Annotated in this window: 13 protein-coding genes; 4 read left to right on the top strand and 9 right to left on the bottom strand. The window is 63.8% G+C overall.

Annotated features, from left to right (window positions below; translation table 11 throughout):
• Nucleotides 1-175 precede the first annotated feature (175 nt).
• From ASF04_RS00475 to ASF04_RS00485, 3 genes are all read right to left on the bottom strand, one after another.
• Nucleotides 176-562 carry a hypothetical protein gene (locus ASF04_RS00475; protein WP_056137405.1) on the bottom strand — a complete coding sequence of 129 codons (387 nt, stop codon included), beginning with the start codon at nucleotides 560-562 and terminating at the stop codon, nucleotides 176-178.
• 47 nt (nucleotides 563-609) lie between these two features.
• Nucleotides 610-1,209 carry a LysE family translocator gene (locus ASF04_RS00480; RefSeq protein ID WP_082488395.1) on the bottom strand — a complete coding sequence of 200 codons (600 nt, stop codon included), beginning with the start codon at nucleotides 1,207-1,209 and terminating at the stop codon, nucleotides 610-612.
• A 116-nt stretch (nucleotides 1,210-1,325) separates the two neighbouring features.
• Nucleotides 1,326-2,276, bottom strand: coding sequence for a LysR substrate-binding domain-containing protein (locus ASF04_RS00485; RefSeq protein WP_056137410.1), 951 nt, complete (start codon nucleotides 2,274-2,276; stop codon nucleotides 1,326-1,328).
• Nucleotides 2,277-2,493: 217 nt separating this feature from the next.
• Between ASF04_RS00485 and ASF04_RS00490 the strand changes: the two genes are divergently transcribed.
• The 3 genes from ASF04_RS00490 (at nucleotide 2,494) to ASF04_RS00500 (ending at nucleotide 5,369) form a co-directional block, all read left to right on the top strand.
• Nucleotides 2,494-3,231, top strand: a complete 738-nt coding sequence (locus tag ASF04_RS00490) for an HAD family hydrolase (RefSeq protein WP_056137411.1) — start codon at nucleotides 2,494-2,496, stop codon at nucleotides 3,229-3,231.
• Between the two features lie 100 nt (nucleotides 3,232-3,331).
• Nucleotides 3,332-3,889 carry a DinB family protein gene (locus ASF04_RS00495; RefSeq protein ID WP_056137413.1) on the top strand — a complete coding sequence of 186 codons (558 nt, stop codon included), beginning with the start codon at nucleotides 3,332-3,334 and terminating at the stop codon, nucleotides 3,887-3,889.
• Nucleotides 3,890-3,983: 94 nt separating this feature from the next.
• Nucleotides 3,984-5,369 carry a DUF3422 family protein gene (locus ASF04_RS00500; protein WP_056137415.1) on the top strand — a complete coding sequence of 462 codons (1,386 nt, stop codon included), beginning with the start codon at nucleotides 3,984-3,986 and terminating at the stop codon, nucleotides 5,367-5,369.
• A 5-nt stretch (nucleotides 5,370-5,374) separates the two neighbouring features.
• Here ASF04_RS00500 and ASF04_RS00505 read toward each other — a convergent pair whose 3' ends face one another.
• On the bottom strand, nucleotides 5,375-6,226 hold the full coding sequence (locus ASF04_RS00505; RefSeq protein ID WP_056137418.1) for an alpha/beta hydrolase: 852 nt from the start codon (nucleotides 6,224-6,226) through the stop codon (nucleotides 5,375-5,377).
• Nucleotides 6,227-6,382: 156 nt separating this feature from the next.
• Here ASF04_RS00505 and ASF04_RS00510 point away from each other — a divergent pair, with 156 nt between their 5' ends.
• On the top strand, nucleotides 6,383-7,141 hold the full coding sequence (locus ASF04_RS00510) for an alpha/beta fold hydrolase (protein WP_255360897.1): 759 nt from the start codon (nucleotides 6,383-6,385) through the stop codon (nucleotides 7,139-7,141).
• A gap of 73 nt (nucleotides 7,142-7,214) precedes the next feature.
• On the opposite strand, the gene ASF04_RS00515 is transcribed toward ASF04_RS00510, so the two are convergent.
• The 5 genes from ASF04_RS00515 to ASF04_RS00535 form a co-directional block, all read right to left on the bottom strand.
• A complete protein-coding gene (locus ASF04_RS00515) occupies nucleotides 7,215-8,837 on the bottom strand; it encodes a methyl-accepting chemotaxis protein (RefSeq protein ID WP_056137422.1) in 1,623 nt (540 codons plus the stop codon).
• A 126-nt stretch (nucleotides 8,838-8,963) separates the two neighbouring features.
• Entirely contained in the window at nucleotides 8,964-11,312 is a 2,349-nt protein-coding gene (locus tag ASF04_RS00520) for a glycoside hydrolase N-terminal domain-containing protein (protein ID WP_056137425.1), read from the bottom strand.
• Between the two features lie 15 nt (nucleotides 11,313-11,327).
• Entirely contained in the window at nucleotides 11,328-14,204 is a 2,877-nt protein-coding gene (locus tag ASF04_RS00525) for a TIM-barrel domain-containing protein (protein WP_056137427.1), read from the bottom strand.
• Nucleotides 14,205-14,226: 22 nt separating this feature from the next.
• Entirely contained in the window at nucleotides 14,227-15,873 is a 1,647-nt protein-coding gene (locus ASF04_RS00530) for a DUF5597 domain-containing protein (protein ID WP_056137429.1), read from the bottom strand.
• A gap of 12 nt (nucleotides 15,874-15,885) precedes the next feature.
• Nucleotides 15,886-18,882 (bottom strand): TonB-dependent receptor, encoded by a 2,997-nt coding sequence (locus tag ASF04_RS00535; RefSeq protein ID WP_056137431.1) that lies wholly within the window; start codon nucleotides 18,880-18,882, stop codon nucleotides 15,886-15,888.
• Nucleotides 18,883-19,285: the final 403 nt, after the last annotated feature.

The following is a 19,285-nucleotide window of genomic DNA, read 5'->3' on the forward strand; positions in this document are numbered from 1 at the left end:
CTGCCCCGGCTGCTTGCGCGCCGCGACAGCGTAGGGAGGACGCAGCGGATTGCGATGCCTCGTGAGCGGGGCAAGGCGCGAGGAAAAAGCATGGCAGGCCATGCGATGACAAGCAATGCCGGCCCCGCTGCCGAGGCGCGCACGCAGAGCCTCACTCCCTAACCGTGATAGCTTCTTAGCGTGCGACGGGCTTGGCTACGACAGCCCAGCTCACCGACGTCTTGCAGCCGGCCTGCTGCACGGCAGCGAGCGCATCGTCCGCTTCGGTCGTCGCTTGCGTATATTCCTTGTTGCCTTCGATTTTGAAGTGCAGTTGCGGCCGGGTGGAGCTCGCCATTTTCGACAGCACCGGCGCAAAGCCGCGCTCGGCCAGTACCTGGCGGCACGGCGTGATCGCTTTCAGGTCATCCGATTCGAGCCGGATGGTCAGGGTCCAGCGTTCGACGATGCCGTGGGTGGCCAGGTCGGGATCGGGCAACATCAGGTTGGACGGCAAGGTGGCGGCGCTGGCATTCGCCAGCGTGAGGGCCAACAACGCGGCCAGGGACAATCGACGGTACATCGGCATTCCTAATAATGAAATCAAGCTGCCATGGTAGCAGCCTTGCTCTAGGTGCGCAGGATCGGATACAGCGACGCCAGCAGCAGCAACGCCATGCTGACATTAAAGATACGTACCGAGCGCGGATCTTGCAGAAAGCCGCGCAGCACCACGCCGAACAGCGCCCACGCCCCCACGCAAACAAAACCGATCAGCAGGAACACCAGCGCCAGCAAGAATACGTCAGCCAGGTGCGCGTGCGGTGGCAAATAGGTGCTCATGGCGCTGAGGATCATCACCCACGCCTTGGGATTGATCCACTGGAACGCAGCCGCACCCCAGAAACCGAGCGGCTTCGACAGCTGCGCCTGCTCGGCACTCATCGGCGCCGCGTGCGCCAGCTTCCACGCCAGCCACAGCAGGTAGATCGCGCCCAGGTACTTGAGGATCAGCTGCAACATCGGCACGGCCTCGAACACCGCCTGCAAACCGAAGCCGATCGCCACCACCATGAACGAAAAGCCGCCGCAAATGCCGAACAAATGCGGCAGCGAACGCTTGAAGCCATAGTTCAGGCCGGAAGCCAGGATCATGGTGTTGTTGGGGCCGGGCGTAATGGAACTGACGACGGCAAAGGTACACAGCGGCAGCAGCAGATCGGGGGACATGGCGTTTCCTGAAAGAGTTTCAGCCATTGTACGCGCGGGTGTACTGGCGTGTACCAGTACAATTTTACATTTACCCCACGATTCTGTACTGGCGATATTGCCATCACACCCGGCCATCACACCTTCTTGCGCCGCCCCAGCAGTTTATAGACGCTCTCCAGTTCGCGCGCCACCAGGTCTTGCCCGTTCTCGATCACGAAATCCTGGAACGACGCCGCCACCTTCGGGATCGGCTGGTCGGTCAAGTGCATGATCTGCCAGTCCGCTTCGACCGGGTTGCCGGCCATCGGCAAAATTGCCAGCAGGCCCGCCTCGAATTCCAGCCCGCACGCGTGCACCGACAAAAAGCCCAGTCCCAGCCCGGCCGAAACCATGCGCTTGATCGCCTCGTTGCTCGACACCTCGGAGCCGAATTCCAGTGGATGACCGGCGTCGCGCAGCAGCCGTTCGACAGCGGTGCGGGTGCCCGAGCCGCGTTCGCGCACCATCAGGTTGGCGCCCTTGATGTCGGCCAGCGTGAGCCGCTTCTTCTTCATCAAAGGGTGCGCCGGACTGGCCACGAAGGCCATCGGGTGGCGCGCAAAACGGGCCGCGTTGGTGCGCAGCTCGCGCGGCGGCGTGCCCATGATGGCCAGGTCGATCTCGTGGCGCGCCAGCATGCTGATGATCTCCGCGCGGTTGCCCACCTGGAGCTTTAAATGGACGTCGGGGCGCTTGAGCGTAAACGGCACCAGCAGCGGCGGCAGCAAATGCTCGGCGGTGGTGACCGCGCCGATGCGCAGCGTGCCGCTGGTGACGCCTTGCAGCGCCGCCAGTTCTTCCTCGGCCTGCTGCCAAAGCCGCAGCATGCGCTCGGAAAAATCGAGCATCACCTCGCCCGCAGCGGTGAGCTGGATATTGCGGCCGACCTTGCGCGTGAGGGCAATGCCGGCGATCTCTTCGAGCGTGCGCAGTTGCAGCGAAATGGCCGGCTGCGTGACGTGCATCGCATCCGCCGCCCGCGACACGCTCTCGTGCCGCGCCACCAGGACCAGCGATTGCAGCTGGCGGAAACTCGGGTATTGCATAAGCCTGTCCTTATCAATAACTAAAAATCTTTAATTTTTCTTTTGATTATATTACCTTTATATTGTTGGCTTGAGGGGGCTTCGAAAACCGTAGCGAGCGGCTTGTTATTGTCTTGAGTAGCGGAAGCGTACGGAAGTACGCTGAGCAACGGAAAGGCGATAGCAGGACGCGCAGTAGGTTTGCGAAGCTCCCGGACACTGTTTAGCGAGATTAAATATGAGCATAGACGTGATCTTCCTCGGTCTGGACGGCGTACTGTTCGACACCGAAACCCCGCACCTGGCGGCCTGCAACGCGGCCTTCGCCACCGCCGGCCTGTCGCTGCGCTGGGACGCGCGCGCCTTGCGCCACGCCGTCGCCACCCACGGCTACGCCCGCGCCATCGAGGGCGCCCTGCCGCCGTCGCTGCCTGCACGCGACCGCAAGCGCGCCGCCGAGATGGCACAGGACAAGCACCGCGAATTCCACCACGCGATCGTCACCGCGCCGCCGAAAGCGCTGCCGGCCGCGCTGGCCCTGATCGACGACGCCATCGCCGACGGCTGCAAGATCTGCATCCTGACCGACCTGCCGGCAGCCACCGCCTCGGCGCTGTTATCGAACGCCTTCGGCACCGACGTCAACAGCCTGTTCACGGTGGTTACGGGCGGCGCCAACTTCGACGGCCCCACCGGCACCGGCCCGTATGCCCGCGCGCTGCACGCCATCGGAGTGCAGGCGTCGGACGCCATTGCCATCGATGCCGGTGCGCCGGCCCTGCGCGCAGCGGAAAGCGCTGGCCTCTGGACCGTCAGCATCGCCCCGGCCAGACACGGCGCCGACGTGGTGCGCCCGCGCCAGTTCATCACCTACGATGCGCTGCGCGAACTGCACGGCGGACCTTACAGCCACCAGGCGCCGCAAGTGCCGCCGGTAGCGAAGCAAGCCGCCGCACCGCGCCAACTGGCCGCCTGAGCGGCCGGTCGTGGTTCGGCGCAGGGACGGGCTTATAATAGTTTCATGAATACGATCAATCCCCTGAGCCGGACCGGCATCGCCGCCACCACGCCATCCCATGACCGCGCCTGAGTACCTCGCCGTGCTGGCGGCGTACAACGCCGACATGAACCGCCACGTGTACGACGCCGCCGCGCGCCTGCCGCCCGGCGCGTACACCGCCGAACGCGGGGCTTTTTTCGGCTCGCTGGCCGGCACCCTGAACCACCTGCTGGCCGGCGACACCATCTGGCTCGGTCGCTTTGCCGGCTTCCGCCCCGCCTGGACCGCGCTGGCCGGCGTGCGCGACCTGCCGCAACCGGGCGGCCTGGCGCATCATTTCAGCAACGACCTGGCCGCGCTGCGCGCCCAGCGCGAACGCCTCGACGCCATCATCACGGCCTGGGCGCCGCAGGTAACAGCGGGCGATATGACCGATACTTTCGAATACTGCAGTCAGAATGGCGACACTTATCGCAAGAATTTCGGCCTGGTCGTGACACATTTTTTCAACCACCAGACCCACCATCGCGGCCAGGCCAGCACCCTGCTCACGCAGGCCGGCATCGATATCGGCGCAACCGACCTGATCGGCTGGGCGCCCGACATTGGCCCGGAGCCCGCATCACAACGCTGAGCATTTGATTTCCATCGCGTAAGGAAGGTTGTGCCGCTCCTTTTCGCGTCATATACTGCACTGCAACATATTCATTTTACTCCCAAGGAAGGTCATGTCCCTCGCATACCGCGCCACCGCCGATTTCGCCAAGCTCAATCACCCGATGCGGGTGCCGCTGTCGGCCGAAATCCATTCCCGCCCGTTCCTGCAATTGCAGGCGCCGGAAAGCCTGACCCATTTCGCGCTGTACGTGCAGCAGGACCATCCTTCGCAAAAGCTCCACCGCAGCACCCAGCACGAGATTTTGCAGCAGCTGTGCGCCCACTACGGCGTGGCTGCGCCGGGCGCGCAGGCGCGCTATTTCTTCCACGACTTCGGCCGTTTCCGCCTCAAGTGGGAGTGCCATACCGAGTTCGCGACGTTCACGTTTGTCGAGCGGGCGGACACCGATCCCGATTTCCGCCAGTCGTTCCAGAAGGTGCCGCTGCAGCACGTGCCGCAAGAGTGGCTCGCCGGCCTGCACGGCAAGATCATCGTGGCCGCCCACGTGCTGTTATGTTCTGGCGTGGCAGGCAGCGACAAGACCGAGGCGATTGCCGCCCTGTTCCAGGGCAAGTCGCTGGTGGGCAGCAATGTGGCCGGCGCCGCCGAGGTGTGGACCGATTTCCTGATCCAGCCCGATGGCTTTTCCCGCTTCGTGGTACGCGACATGGGCCTGCGCGAGTTCCAGTCCGGCCGCCTGGTGGGCCGCCTGCTGGAAATCGAAACCTACCGCATGATGGCGCTGCTGGGACTGCCGAACGCGGAAGCGTCGCAGCCGCTGTTGAACGGCATCGAGAACGAGCTGGCCGACCTCACCGCCACGCTGGTGCAGGCCGATCAGCCGGCGCAGGACGCGCGCATCGACGCCCGCGAAGAGGGCCACCTGCTGCACCACATCACCAGCCTGGCGGCGCGGCTCGAGAAGATCTCGGTCAACAACAGTTATCGGTTCGCCGCCTCGCAGGCGTATTTCAGCCTGGTGCAGGCGCGCATCCACGAGTTGCGTGAAGTGCGCATCGCCGGCATCCAGACCCTGGCCGAATTCATGGGGCGTCGCCTGGCGCCGGCCATGCACACGTGTACGTCGGTGGCGCTGCGCCAGGAAGCGCTGGCCAAGCGTATCGGCCGCAGCAACGACCTGCTGCGCACCCGCGTGGGCATCGAGCAGGAAGGCCAGAACCGCAAGATCCTGCAATCGCTCGACGCGCGGGCAGCCCAGCAACTGCGGCTGCAACAGGCGGTGGAGGGATTGTCGGCCGTGGCGATTTCGTACTACACGCTGGGACTGATCGGCTACGCCGGCAAGGCCATGAAGGCAAGCGGCCTGGCTGTCAACCCGGACATCCTGCAAGGGGTGGCGGTGCCGGTGGTGATCGCGGCCGTGTGGCTGGGACTGCGCCGCGTGCACCACCATATTGCCGAGCGCAGCCAGGCCGGTGCGCGCCAGGTGGCCTGAGACACTTACACTGGGAGGACCGGCTGCGGATAGAAACGGTCGGTGAGGAAGTAGGCGATGCGCTCCTGCGTCTCCGGCAGGTAGGGGATGTTGATGTGGTTCGAACCGGGCACGATCTCGTCGGCCTGCAAGGTGCCCAGCTTTTGCACCAGCAGGTCGGTGTGCGAATGCGGCACGATGTCGTCATGCTCCGAGCGCAGCACGTACACGGGGGCGTTGATCTTCTCGGCGTACTTCACCGACTCGAACTTGTGGCGCAGGACGTATTCCACCGGCAGCGTGCGGAATTTGCGCTTGGCGATCGCCAGGATAGAATCGTAAGGCGTGATCAGCACCATGGCGCACGGCTCGCGGTCGATGGCCACCTGCACGGCCACGCCGGAACCGAGACTGCGCCCCACCACCGCCATGCGCTTGGGATCGACGTCGCGGCGGTTGGCCAGCCAGTCGTAGAGCATGCGGCCGTCTTCGACAAAATGGATTTCGGCCGGATCGCCGTGCGAGTCGCCGTAGCCACGGTAGTTCACGGCCAGCACGGTCATGCCTGGGAACAGCTTGCCGGCGTCGCGCGCCACCCACGACACTTCCTCCGAGCGGCCGCCGAAGTACACCACGCCGGGGTGCGGGCCGGCCAGGCGCGGCGTCATCAGCCAGCCGGACAGGCGGGTGCCGTCTTTGGCGCGGATCACGACCGCGCGGGTGCGATGCCCGGCGCTGTAGGGCTTGAGCACTTCGCGCCGGCTGCCCAGCGGGTTGAATAACAGGCGGTTCTGGCTCGCTGCCACCGCAGCCGTCAATCCGATCCACAACACGCTCAGAATGCCGGCCACGCCGGCGACTTTTTTTGTATGCTTCATACCGATACTGTACACTTTTTGGCCCGATGATCTGTTCCCAAACGAACAAAACGATTTGCCAGTGGTAAAGAACGTACGTGGGGCCAGTTTGCCTCCTGCACAAGGGAGAGACACGACTCGGTATAATCGTCGCTTCCTCTTTATCGCGTGCGCACCATGAAACCGGCCATCGTCCTGCTCCACAGTTCCATGAGTTCCAAGGCCCAATGGGCCGCCTTGTCCACGCAGCTGGCTGACAGGTACCGCTGCATCCCGCTCGACCTGCTCGGCTACGGTGCCGCGCCGTTTCCCTCCGCTGCCGCCGGCGCCGGTTACGTCCACACGCTGGCGCACGAGGCAGAGGCGATCAACGCCGCATTGTCCACCGCGCTGGCGCCCGGCGAACCGTTCCACCTGGTGGGCCACTCGTACGGCGGCGCCTCGGCACTGCACCTGGCGCGCCAGGCGCCCGAGCGCATACTGTCGCTGGCGCTGCACGAGCCGGTGTCGTTCCACCTGCTGCCGGCACACGACGCATCCAAGCAGGAAATCACCGGCGTGGTCGATACCATCCTCGCCGCCCCTAGCGACCGCGACGCCACCCGCATCTTCATCGACTACTGGAACCGTCCCGGCTCGTTCGACGCCGCGCCGCCGGCCGCGCAGGACAAGATGATCGCCATGATCGCCAAGGTAAAACTGGACTTCCAGGCGCTGCTGGGCGAGCCGGTGGCATTTGCCGACCTGGCGGACCTGAAGGTACGCACGCTGGTGATGGCCGGCCAGCACAGCCCGATTTCCACGCGCGGCCTGGCGCCGCAGCTGGCGGCTGCGCTGCCCAATGCCACGGTGCTGGAGACACGCGGCGCCCACATGGGACCGATCACCCATGGCGACGCCATCAACCCGGTGATCGCCGCGTTTATCGGCGCTTGATCGACGGATAACCAGCGCCGGACTGGCGTTGGGCGGGCGCCCGACGAGCGCGGCGCCGCCCGGTCAAATCAGATCACGTCAACCGCAGCGGCGCCGCGCGGGCAACGCCCAGGCTACGCTGGCCGCCCTGCCCTGCCTGGCGACTATCGGCCACCGTGAACTGTCCCACCTGCGCCAGCAGCGCCTGCGCCTGTTCGCGCATGCTGGCCGCCGCTGCTGCTGCCTGCTCGACCAGCGCCGCATTTTGCTGGGTCATCTCGTCCATCTGGTTGATGGCCTGGTTGATCTGCTCGATGCCCGAGCTTTGCTGTTCGCTGGCCAGCGTGATCTCGCCCATGATGTCGGCCACCTTGCGCACGCTATCGACCACCTCGCCCATGGTATGGCCAGCCTGGTCCACCAGCTTGCCTCCCTCGTCAACCTTCCCCATCGAGTCGTCGATCAGCGTCTTGATTTCGCGCGCCGCCGATGCCGAACGCTGGGCGAGGTTGCGCACTTCGGTGGCCACCACGGCGAAGCCGCGTCCCTGCTCGCCGGCGCGCGCCGCTTCCACCGCCGCGTTCAGCGCCAGGATATTGGTCTGGAAGGCGATCCCGTCGATCACGCCGATGATGTCCGCCATCTTGCCGGAGCTGGCCTTGATCGAGCCCATGGTCGCTACCACCTGTCCCACCACGGCGCCACCCCGCGCGGCGACGTCGCTGGCCGACAGCACCAGCGCGTTGGCCTGGCGTGCATTGTCGGCATTCTGGCGCACGGTGCCCGTCATTTCTTCCATCGAACTGGCGGTTTCTTCGAGCGCGCCGGCCTGCGCCTCGGTGCGAGCCGACAGGTCGGCATTGCCGGCGGCGATTTCCTGCGCCGCCACCGTGATGGTGTCGGTGGACTGGCGCACGTCGCCGACCAGCTGCGACAGGTTGCCGTTCATCAGGCTCAACGCGTCGAGCAACTGGCCGGTTTCGTCGCGGGCCTGGTTATCGACTTGCGAGGTCAGGTCGCCAGCGGCCACGCGGCGCGCCACGGCCACCGCGCGCTCGAGCGGCGCCACCACCGAGCGTCCCAGCAGCACGGCCAGCGCGCCGCCCAGCAGCACGATGGTGGCCGCCAGCGCCAGCATCAGGGTGCGGCTCGCTTCGTTGATCTGCTCGATCTCGGCGGCGGCAACCTCGATCTGGCGGCGCTGCTCCTTGAGCAGCGCTTCGGCGGAAGCCAGGTAGGCGGCGCTGTCGGGTACATAGACGTCGCGCATGCGCTGCTGCGCCTCGTCGAGCCGGCCCTCTTTCTTGAGCGCCAGGATGCCGTCGCGGGCGCTCAGGAAGGCCTTGCGCCGTACGCCGATATCAGCGAACAGCTTTTTCTCGATGTCGGTGTCCATCCGCGCCTCGACCTGCTTTTGCAGCAAGGCCGAGGCGTCGGTAGCAGCCTTGATGCTGTCGGCGAAATACGCGCCCAGGCTCATGTCGGCACTGATGATGATAGCAGTGGTGCGCGGTATGCCCGAGTACATATTGCGATACCAGTCTTGCAGCATGCGCTCGGTGGCCATCGGCTCGTCCACCATCTGTTGGGTGGCATTGGCCACGTGGTGCAAGCGGGTGATGCTCACGGCAATGGCGACGACCGCCAGGAACAGGATGCTGGCAAAGCCAAAGGCGAGCCGGCGCTTGATGCTGAGGTTGCTGAAAAAGTGGCGCAATTGATAACCCTGAAAGAAGACGGAAATAGGCACGCATGGAAAATGCCTTCAGGCAATTATCATAGCGCCAACTTCGTCGCTTGGCGACCTTTCAGTGACTGCCTGCTACTTTATTCCGACTTTCACTTACAAACCAGCATCGAGGCGGCGGCTTGCACCGGCGGTCAGCAGCAGTGGCCGCACCCGGTCGCCATAACGCACGCGGACCTCGCCGGTGCCGGCAAGGCGGCGAATGGTGGCGGCGATAAGCCGGCCATTGCGCCAGGCCATATCGACCTCGTACCCGCCGCGCGCCCGCAAGCCCTTTACCGAGCCATTGCGCCATGCGGCCGGCAGCGCCGGCAGCAAATGCAGTTCGCCATTCTGCGACTGCAACAGCATCTCGCTGATCGCAGCGGTAGCGCCGAAATTGCCGTCGATCTGGAATGGCGGATGGGCGTCGAACAGGTTGGCGTACGTGCCACCGGCGTTGTTGACTTCCGTGCCCTGCCCTGTCTGCAACGCCGCCCGCGCGCCGGGCTTGGCCAACTGGCCGCGCAGCATGGTGTACGCGTGGTCGCCGTCGAGCAGCCGCGCCCAGTAGGCGATCTTCCACGCCATCGACCAGCCGGTGCCGGCGTCACCCCGGCTTTGCAACGACACCCGGGCGGCAGCGGCCAGTGCGGGCGTGGTGGTCGGCGAGATCTGCCGGCCCGGGAACAGGCCGAATAAATGCGAGACGTGGCGATGGGTGTCGCCCGGCTGGTCGAGCACCGGGTCGCCCTTCTTCTCGTCCATCCACTCCAGCAGCTGGCCCCAGCTGCCCACGCGCGGCGTCACCAGGCGGTCGCGCAGCGCTGCCACTTCAGCACCGAATGCGGTGTCGCCCAGCACCCCGGCTGCTTCCACCGTGTTGTTGAACAGGTCCCAGATGATGGCCTGGTCGTAGGTCACGCCGTCTTCGATCGGGCCGTGCTCGGGCGACCAGCCCAGCGGCGCCACCAGGCGCCCGTCCGGCAGCACTTTCAGCGTGTCCTGCCAGAAGTGCACGGCTTCCTTCATCATCGGATACGCCACGTCGCGCAGGTAGGCGCGGTCCTGGGAAAACGCGTAGTGTTCCCAGAAGTGCTGGGCGTACCAGGCGTTGCCGGTCTTGTTCCAGATATAACCCATGGCGCCGAACGGGTTCGACTCGGTACGCAGGGTCCAGCCGCGCACCGGCTTGCCGGCAGCGGTGACGAATGTTTCTTCGCGCTGCACGGCCGCGCCGCTCAGGTCCGGCGCGGCCATGACCACCGAGTCCGGATGGGCAATCGCCTTGGCCGCCGTGTCGGCAATCAGCTTGCGGTACACGGGCGCCACGCCCTGCACGAAGTTCAAAAATGGCAGCGCATGTTCGGAGAGGTTGCCTGGCTCGGCCGGCCAGTAATTCATCTGGATGTTGATATTGGTGTGGTAGTCCGAGTTCCACGGCGGCGACAGGCTGTTGTTCCACAGTCCCTGCAAATTGGCCGGCAGCGAACCGCGCGAGCTCGATATCAGCAGGTAGCGGCCGTACTGGTAGAACAGCGCTTCGAGTTCCGGGTCGTTGCCTTGCGCCGTATAAGTTTCGAGACGCTGGTCGGTGGGCAGCGCGCGGCGCGCGGCCGATGAACTGCCGAAGTCCACGCTGACGCGATCGAAGCGGGCGCGGTAGTCCTGCTGGTGCGCGGCCAGCAGCGCCGGCCAAGCAGGTGCTGCGGTGACTTGTCCGGTGAGGCGCTTGAGCGGTGGCGCCCCCTGGAACTTCTTGTCGGCGTCGAGCACGTAGCTGGTGCCGGCGCCCAAAATCACGGTCACCGCATCGCAATCTTTGAACGTGATCCGGTTGCCGTCGATGGCGATGCGGCCACCCTCGTGGCGTACCTGCACCTGGCTGGCGTAGTCCATCGCGTTGGACGATGGCGCCGGGCCTTTGCCGCGCAGCGAACCGATGGCCGTGATGCGGTCGCCGCTGGCCTCGATGCGCGCCTGGTGCATGTCCGCCAGTTCGATCGAGCCGGTGTACTGGCCACGGCGGTCGGCAGACAGGCGCACCGCGATCACCTGCGCCGGATAGCTGGCCAGGGCTTCGCGCTGGAATGTGACGCCGTGGTGGGTGTAGGTGACGCGGTGCAGGCTGCGGCCGATGTCGAGCTGGCGCGTATAGCCAGTGGCCTGGTCGTGGCCTGGCAGGTTGATATACACGTCGCCGAACGGCTGATACGCGCCCATCACCTTGTGGTCGCCAGTCCACAGCGTGATGTCGTTGAACTGGATGCGTTCGCGCGCCAGTTGGCCGAACAGCATGGCGCCAATGCGGCCATTGCCGATCGGGAGCGCTTCACGCTCCCAGCCGGCATCGGTGTTCGGCGCCGGCTGCTGGTAGCGCAAGGTCAAATCTGCGGCAGACGCCGTCCCGGCAAGTACAAAGGACAGCGCCAGCCACGGCGCCGCCTTGATCAAGAGTTTGAACAAAGCGGCTCCGGCTGATTAACGCTTGATGGTGACGGCTTTGCCTTCGTAGGCCACCACCTTGTCGGACGCATCGAAATTGTCCGAGCTCGACACGCCAGGCTTGATGAAGCGCACGCGGAACTCGCGCTTGGCCACCATCCCCTTGTAAGAACCGGCGCGCGCACCGATGGTGACGGTGCCGGTCTTGTCGCTGTAGGTCACCGGGATGCGGCTGAACTCCTTGCGCAGGTAGCCGTTGGACACGCCGTCATCCTCGTACAGGCTGAAGGTGCCGTCGGCGCCCGCATACACGTTGAAGGTGATCGGCGCATCGGGTTTTTCGTCCACGTACTGCGTGACCGGGCCGACGGGGATGATGGCGCCGGCCTTGACCAGCAATGGCATGCGCGTTTCCGGCGCCTTGACGATGGCCGTGGTGCCCCCCTTGTGCAGCTCGCCCGTGTAGAAATCGTACCAGTCCGCACCCTTGGGCATGTACACCTTGCGTTCGCGCGCGCCGTATTCGTACACGGGCGCCACCAGGAAGCTGTGGCCGAACAGGTACTGGTCGGCGATGTTCTTGACCGCGTCGTCCTCGGGGAAGTCCATCACCAGGCCGCGCATGATGGTGCCCGACTCGTGGTGGGTGGTGGCGGCGGTCGAGTAAATGTACGGCATCAGGCGGTAGCGCAGCTTGTCGTACCAGACCATCGATTCGCGCATCGGCGAGCCTTCCGGCGAGATGATGTGGATCTCGCGCTTGACCACTTCGCCGTGCGAGCGGAACAGCGGCGAGAACGCGCCGAACTGCCACCAGCGCAGGTTCAGCTCACGCCATTCCTTGAGGTCTTCCGGCGTGCCCTGGTTGGCGGCCACCACGCGGTTTTCCTGGGCCGAGCCCACGTCGCCGGTCTGGAAGCGCACTTCCTGCGCATAGCCGCCGATATCGTGGGTCCAGTTCGGGATGCCCGACATCGAAATCTGCACACCGGCCGAGATCTGGTCGTACAGGTTGTTCCAGCGGCCGACGGTGTCGCCGCTCCACAGCGCAGTACCGTTGCGCTGGATACCGGCAAAGCCCGAACGCGACAGGATGAACTGGCGCTTCTGCGGCTGATCCTTGATCAGGTGGTTGTAGAAGCCCTCGGTGTGCACCAGGCTGTACGGGTTGAACGTGACTTCACCGGCGCCATACACGGTCGGTCCGATCAGCTTTTTGAAGTCTTCCAGGCGGGTGTTGGACAGCACGTCAGGTTCGGTATTGTCCATCCACCAGGCGTCGAAGCCCAGGTCCACCAGCTTCGGCTTCATCTGGCGGAAGTACATGTCCTGCGCGCCCTTGGTGTACGGGTCGTAGTGGCTGTTCTTGTAGCCCGGTCCCACCCAGTCAAGGTCGCCGTTTTCGACATTCTTGGTCCACATGTAGCCGGCTTTGTTCAGTTCCTGGTAGTTCTTGGTGTTCTCGTAGAACTTGCCCCAGATCGAAATCATCACGCGCGCATTGTTCTTGTGGACTTCGTCCACCATGCCTTTCGGATTCGGGAAGCGCGCCTTGTCGAAGTCGTGCGAACCCCAGCCGTCCTGCGGCCAGTAAAACCAGTCCTGCACCATGTTATCGATCGGCCAGCCCTGCTTGCGATACTCTTTGAGTACGCCCAGCAGCTGCTCCTGGGTCTCGTAGCGCTGGCGCGACTGCCACAGGCCGTACGACCATTTCGGCATCATCGGCGCTTCGCCGGTCAGGTGGCGGTAGCCGGCGATCACCTTGTCGATGCTGGTCTCGCCATTGATGACGTAGTAGTTGATGCTCTGCGCGACTTCCGACGAGAAGGTCAGCGAGTGGCGTTCCGGCGCCGGCAGCGGATCGTTGTGGGTCATGGCGATCATGCCGCCCGACGGTTTCCATTCGAGGTGCAGCTTGACCGGCTTGTTGGCTTCGAATGTCAGTTCGAAGTTGTGGTACCAAGGGTTCCAGCCCTGGCGCCACACGTCCATGATCTGCTTGCCGTCGATATCGAGCTTGGCATAGTCCGACGAATACAGCTGCATCTTGTGCACGCCCGGCTTGTCGGAGGTCAGCGTACCGTCCCACACCACTTTCACGCCGACTGCTTTTTTCGGGTCACCCAGTTCCTTCGGCCAGTTTTCGGCCACATCCTTGAGGTACTGGTAATCGATGTCCTTTTCCTGGCGCGTCAGTACCAGCTTGTCGTCCACGTAGTAGCGCGCGGTCAGACCGCCGGCCTTGCCGTCGGCGTCCGCCAGTTTCAGGTCGCGCGACAGGAAGCCATACGGCTTCGGATCGCCGAAGCGCGAGATCGAATTGTTGTCCCACAAAACGCCGTAGTTTTTATCGGAGACCACGAACGGCACGGCGATGACCATATTGTGCTGCATGAGCAGCACGTCTTCACCATTGAGGTTCATCTGGCCGTTCTGGTGCTGGCCCAGGCCGTAGTAGGCGTCCTTGGTACCGTGGTTGAAGCCTTGCGTGACCGCCATGAACGGCTTGCCGCCCACCTCCACCGGCGTCATGTTCTCCGCAGCTTGCGTCAGGAACGCTTTGCCGGCGGCGTTGAAGAACTGCACCTGGCCAGTGGCCAGCGAGACCGCCACCGAAATTTTCTTGGCCTTCAGCGTGACCTTGTCCTTGCCTTGCGCGGTGACTGCAAAGTTACCGCTAACAGGAGCGGCCACGGTCATCAGCGACGGCGTGAGCTGCTTGCCCGCCTGGTCGGTCTTGACGACGTGGATGATGTTGTCGTTCATGACTTCGAGGCGCACTTCCTTGGCGCCGCTGTCGGGCTTGACGACGACGCCGGTGGCGGTCTTCTCGAAGGTGCCGGCCATTGCGTGGCCGGAGATCAGCACCGCCAGGCAGGACGCCGCGGGCACGATTGCTTTGAATTGCATGTGTTCTCCTGAGTTTTTATAGTTAGTACGTACCGACCTTGACCTTCAACACCACCGGATTGCCGGTCAGGTTGAGGCCATAGTCGGTCTGGTCGCCATTCCAGTTACGTTCCATGATCCACTTGCCGGAGGCATCATACCGCCCCTCTTCCACGCGCGCCCACATGGTCGGCTTGCCTTCCGCGTTGTCGATCTTTACCCGCGCGTGCTGGCCGACGATGATGAATTCATTGTCGGCGATCTGCGCGATCGCCACGCCGCCGTTGGGCTTCTCGGTATTGGCCGGCAGGTCCTTCACGTCCTTGAAGTACTGCGCTTCGCCGAACTGCCATTCGCGGAACGAGATGGTGGCATTCCAGCCCTTGAGCGCGAGCTTTTGCGGCTGGCGGTCGTCACCCTCGGCCACGCCGTAAGTGCGGCCCTCGAACGCCCACTTCGACCACTGGCGCTCCATCGGCCGGAACGCGCCGAAGATCTTGCCGTAGGCAGCCGTCATGGTCTTGTCAGTGGCCTTGTGGCCGAGCGGGAAATTGCTGTAGTCGGCGTAGTCGATACCGAACGGCGAAAAGTTGATGGCGCCGCGGCCGATCACCAGGTAGGCATAGCGCACGTAGTCGGCGCCGTTGCTCATCTCCGGCACGGCCAGCGCGTTGTCGGGCCGCTGGAACTTGTCGAGCGTGGCGACGAACTTGCGCCATTCCGGGTTGTAGATGTCGGGCGCGGCAAAGTCGATCGCCGGCGCTGCAGCCTTGTAGATGTCGATCACGTCGAACGTGGGACCGCCGCTGGCGAAATTCTTGTTCCAGGGCTTGACCGGCTCTTCGAGCGAATCGCGGATCGAGTTGTTGACGTACATGGGCAGGTTGTACACGTCGCGGCCCGCCTTGGCGATCTCGCCGATGTACCTGGCCACCGAGTATGCGTGGAAGTACTCGTCGGCGTAGTCGCCGTACACCTGCTTCCAGGTGCCGGTAGCCGCCAGCGCCACCGGCGACTTTTTACGTTTTAACACTTCGGCAGGCACCGGACCGTTGAACTGCGCCTCGGCCTTCGCACCATAGTCGCGCGCATAGCCGTAGGTGCCCACCTCGTTCTGCACCTGCATCATGATCACGGTGCGCTGTACATCGTCGATCTTCTTGATGTGCGCCATCAGCGCGACAAACGCCTTCTTGTCGGCCTTGAGGGTTTCCTCGCCTTGCGGCGACAGGCAGTAAATCGGTTTGCCCTGCTGATCGACCATGCGCGGGAAGCGGGAGTTGTCGAACTTGACCCACTCCGGCGTATAACTGGGACTAGTGTTTTTCCAGGTGCCAAACCACAGCAGCACCAGGCGCACCTTGTGCTTGCGCGCCTGGGCCACCAGGGTATCGACATAGCTGAAATCGAACTTGCCTTCGACCGCTTCGATCTGCTCCCACGCCACCGGGATTTCCAGCGTGTTGGCGTTGGCGTCCTTGATGGCCGCCCACACCTTGTCCAGCGCCAGCGGATAATTGCTGGAGTTCTGGGCCTGGCCGCCAAACATGACAAACGGCGCGCCGTCCACCATCAGCGCATGGCGGCCATCTTTTTGCACCAGTTCCGGAATCGGCGCGGCCGCCGCGCCAGCTGCGACCCATATTGTCAAACCAAGCGATACGACTAGCTGGCGGGCGGTTGTTTTCATGCGGTGCGTTCCTTATTCGAAGTTGTAGGTCAGACGGGCGGTGTAGCGGCGGCCCGACGAGAACCATGAGCGGCCCATCATACCGGTACTCTGCTGCATCAGGATCTTGTACTTGGAATCGGTCAGGTTCTGCGCTTCGAGGCCGATCTGGATGCGGTCATTGATCTTGTACGACACCGACGCATCGGCCTGGCCGTAGTCGTCCGCCCAGGTAGGCAAGCCCCATGCCACGTTGTGCTGACCGACGGTCGGGCTGGCCGGATTGGTGTCGGTACCATCGGTGCCGTTGGTGCCGCTCACGTTGACCGCCTGCAGGCTCTTCGAACGCCAGTTGTAGGCCATGCGCGCCGACCATGGTCCCTTGTCGTACATCAGGGCCACGTTGTACGACTGGCGCGACAGGTTTTCCAGCGGCAGGTTGCCGAAGGTGGTGCCGTTGGTATCGCAGCCGTTCAGGTTCAGGTTCAGGTTGGCCGCGCCAGCGGTGCTGGTGCAGTACTGCGAGTACACGCCGTTGTACAGGGTGCGTTCGCTGTCGACGAAGGTGAAGTTACCCTGGATGCCCAGGCCCGACCAGGCGCCTGGCAGCTTGTCGAAGTACTGCTGGTAAGCCAGCTCGAACCCGCGGGCACGCCCCTTGGCGCCGTTGACCGGCGACGTGGTGGTGAAGTCGTGCATCACGCCAGCGGTGTCGGGCAGCTGGTTGATGGTGGTCTGCTTGACGATGACGTCCTTGAGGCGCTTGTTGAACACGGCCAGCGTTATCGAGCCCACCGGCGAGAAATACCATTCGGCGGTCAGGTCGACCTGCTTGGCGGTGATCGGCCGCAGGTTCGGATTGCCATCGGCTTCGCCGGTGTAGCTGACAACCTGCGAGTTGTTGTCCACGCTTTGGGTGAGCTTGGTGTACGCCTGCAGCTGCGACGGATCGGGACGCGACAGCGCCGAAGCGAAGGCGAAACGGAACTGCAGCGTGTCGGTCGCTTTCAGGCGCAGGTTCAGGCTGGGCAGCCAGTTGCGGTACGAGTTGTCGAAGTTCTCGGGACGGGCAAACGGCACGATGACCGGGATGCCGGGGCCTGGCGCGGCAGAGGAGCTGAACAGCGTGTAGCCGTTGGCGTGCGAATCGGTCTTCACCATGCGCAGGCCGACGTTACCGTCGATCGGGTATTTCAGGTCGTCGAAGCCGAAGCGCGTTTGCACGTACAGGGCCTTGGTTTTTTCCGACTGCTGGTTGACACCGCGCGGATCGCCGCCGAACGTGGCCTGGTTCCACGGGTCGCAGGTGGTGCCGTTTTCCGCGCACAGGATGCCACGGTACGAGTGCAGCTTGGCATAGCTGTCCGGGTAGCCCTGGGCCAGCGAAACGTCGGGGAAGGCCACGGCCGGCACGTCGATTTTGCCGTTGAAGAAATTGTTGAACGAGTGGACGTTGGTCGAGCCGGAGAAGCGCGGATCGCCCAGGTAGGCCAGCTTGCCCTGCAGGCCGCCCATCCAGTCCTGGGTAATCCCTTGCCAGTTGTAGCTCGGGTTCGAATTCTCGGTCGTCGAATCGCGGTCGGTCAGGCGCGCGCCGAAGCGGACGTCGCGCAGGATCGGACTGTCAAAGTCGTACTTGAGGTCGATCTTGCCTGCCTTGGACTCGGCTTTCGCGCGGTCCAGGTGCTCCATCGTAAACGCCCAGTAATAGTTGTTCGGGTTGGCCAGGTAGGCGCGGTCGGCCGCATCGAACGTGATCGACGGCACGCTGCCGGTCAGGTCCAGCTGCTCCTTCGGCATTTTCAGGCCGGTGGCAACGGTCGAATCCACACTGCGGGTGTTGGCGCGGATCTTCTGCAGGTCGGTAACGATGGTCCAGCGGTCGTTCGGACGCCAGCGCGCGTTCCACGAAATGTCGGTGGTGTCGGACTTGCGCCAGGCGGTACGGGTGTCGTTGTTGAAGTTGATTCCCTTGGCCGGGTCGGTGTTGGTCAGTGTGCCCTTGAGCAGTGCGCCGTTGTCGCCATACTCGCCATCGATGACCTTGATCGCATACGGATCGGCCGAACCAAAAATTGCCTGCTCGTCCCACTGCATCTTGTACTTTGACTTGAAGAAGGTCAGTCCGGTGGTCAGGGTGCTGCTTGGCTTCCACTGCAGCGCGCCGTACGCGCCTTCGCGGGTGCGGTCGAAGTTGAGCGAACGCCATTGCGCGCCCTTCGGCACCCACACGGTGCGGCCATTGTCCTGGATCTGGTAGTACGGCTCGACCTGGACGGCGTCGGTGCGGGTGGCCGATTCCGAATACGCCAGGTCGACCAGCGCGCCGATTTCACCGATCGGGGTTTTCCAGCGATTGGAGACCATGCCCGAGTACGACGGCGAGGCTTTGCCCTTGCGCAGTTCGGAGTGGGTCGCGGAACCGGAAATGGCGGCCTTGAAGCCCTTGTAATCGAACGGCATGGCGGTGCGCAGGTTGATCAGGCCACCGATCGCGCCCTCCACCTGTTCGGCCGAAGGGTTCTTGTAGATGTCCACGCCGGCCATCAGCTCCGGCGGCACGTCTTCGAAGTTGAGCGACCGGCCGCCGTTGGCCGAGAACGAATCGCGGCCATTGAGTTCGGAGCGCACATAGCTCAGGCCACGCACGGACACGCCGGAGCCTTCGACCGAGAAGTGATCGGGATCGCTGCGCGCCATGGCGCGGTCGATGGTCACGCCCGAGACGCGCTGCAGTACCTCGGTCACCGAGCGGTCCGGCAGCTTGCCGATATCGTCGGCGGCGATCGAGTCGACCACCTCGTCGGCGTTCTGCTTGATTTTCTGTGCCGACTGCAGCGCCGCGCGCTGGCCGGTCACGATCACGGCCACCGGCGCGCCCGCCGGCGCGGCGGCCGTGTTGACGGTCGCCTCGTTGCCGGCAGGTTGGGCCTGGGTTTGGGCCTGCTCCTGGGCCTGTGCGGCGCCCAGCATCAGTGCCATCTGGGCCAGGCCCATGGCAATAGCGGTCTTTTTAAAATTGCGGTTCATCTGTGCTCTCCAAGGTTATACGGTTTGATCAAGGCTCTGCGGCCTCATTGGTGCTGCTGCAGCACTGTGGCAGTGCTGGACTACGACAGGTGGTATGCAGCAATGCTGCGCGTGAAATCGTTTGCAAAGCAGTGCACAAGGGCGCTGGCGCTCGATGGCGCAGCAGGCTTGATCGTCATTGGGTGTGTCTCGCTCGTCGTTATTTTTTATCGTCCGGTGACTCGGGCCGGGGATGCCGCGGACCTGACGAATCTATACAAAGATTTTGCAAGTTACCCAATCGTGCGGCAATTGCGAAAATCACCAAGCGGACGAATGATAATGAGCAAGCGTCGCATAGTTCCGACAACAACAACGCAAACGGCCCACTGTTGCGGGCCGTCTACTAAACAAGCGGCTTATT

Source organism: Duganella sp. Leaf61 (assembly GCF_001421905.1).
Classification (GTDB): Bacteria; Pseudomonadota; Gammaproteobacteria; order Burkholderiales; family Burkholderiaceae_D; genus Rugamonas; species Rugamonas zoogloeoides.

What these genes read in the sequence shown, in the direction of transcription:
- ASF04_RS00495 (WP_056137413.1), top strand. Translation starts at nt 3,332, where the DNA reads ATGACCGCGCCTGAGTACCTCGCCGTGCTGGCGGCGTACAACGCCGAC.
- ASF04_RS00500 (WP_056137415.1), top strand. Translation starts at nt 3,984, where the DNA reads ATGTCCCTCGCATACCGCGCCACCGCCGATTTCGCCAAGCTCAATCAC.
- ASF04_RS00510 (WP_255360897.1), top strand. Translation starts at nt 6,383, where the DNA reads ATGAAACCGGCCATCGTCCTGCTCCACAGTTCCATGAGTTCCAAGGCC.
- ASF04_RS00535 (WP_056137431.1), bottom strand. Translation starts at nt 18,882, where the DNA reads ATGAACCGCAATTTTAAAAAGACCGCTATTGCCATGGGCCTGGCCCAG.
- ASF04_RS00530 (WP_056137429.1), bottom strand. Translation starts at nt 15,873, where the DNA reads ATGAAAACAACCGCCCGCCAGCTAGTCGTATCGCTTGGTTTGACAATA.
- ASF04_RS00485 (WP_056137410.1), bottom strand. Translation starts at nt 2,276, where the DNA reads ATGCAATACCCGAGTTTCCGCCAGCTGCAATCGCTGGTCCTGGTGGCG.
- ASF04_RS00490 (WP_056137411.1), top strand. Translation starts at nt 2,494, where the DNA reads ATGAGCATAGACGTGATCTTCCTCGGTCTGGACGGCGTACTGTTCGAC.
- ASF04_RS00480 (WP_082488395.1), bottom strand. Translation starts at nt 1,209, where the DNA reads ATGTCCCCCGATCTGCTGCTGCCGCTGTGTACCTTTGCCGTCGTCAGT.
- ASF04_RS00525 (WP_056137427.1), bottom strand. Translation starts at nt 14,204, where the DNA reads ATGCAATTCAAAGCAATCGTGCCCGCGGCGTCCTGCCTGGCGGTGCTG.
- ASF04_RS00475 (WP_056137405.1), bottom strand. Translation starts at nt 562, where the DNA reads ATGTACCGTCGATTGTCCCTGGCCGCGTTGTTGGCCCTCACGCTGGCG.
- ASF04_RS00505 (WP_056137418.1), bottom strand. Translation starts at nt 6,226, where the DNA reads ATGAAGCATACAAAAAAAGTCGCCGGCGTGGCCGGCATTCTGAGCGTG.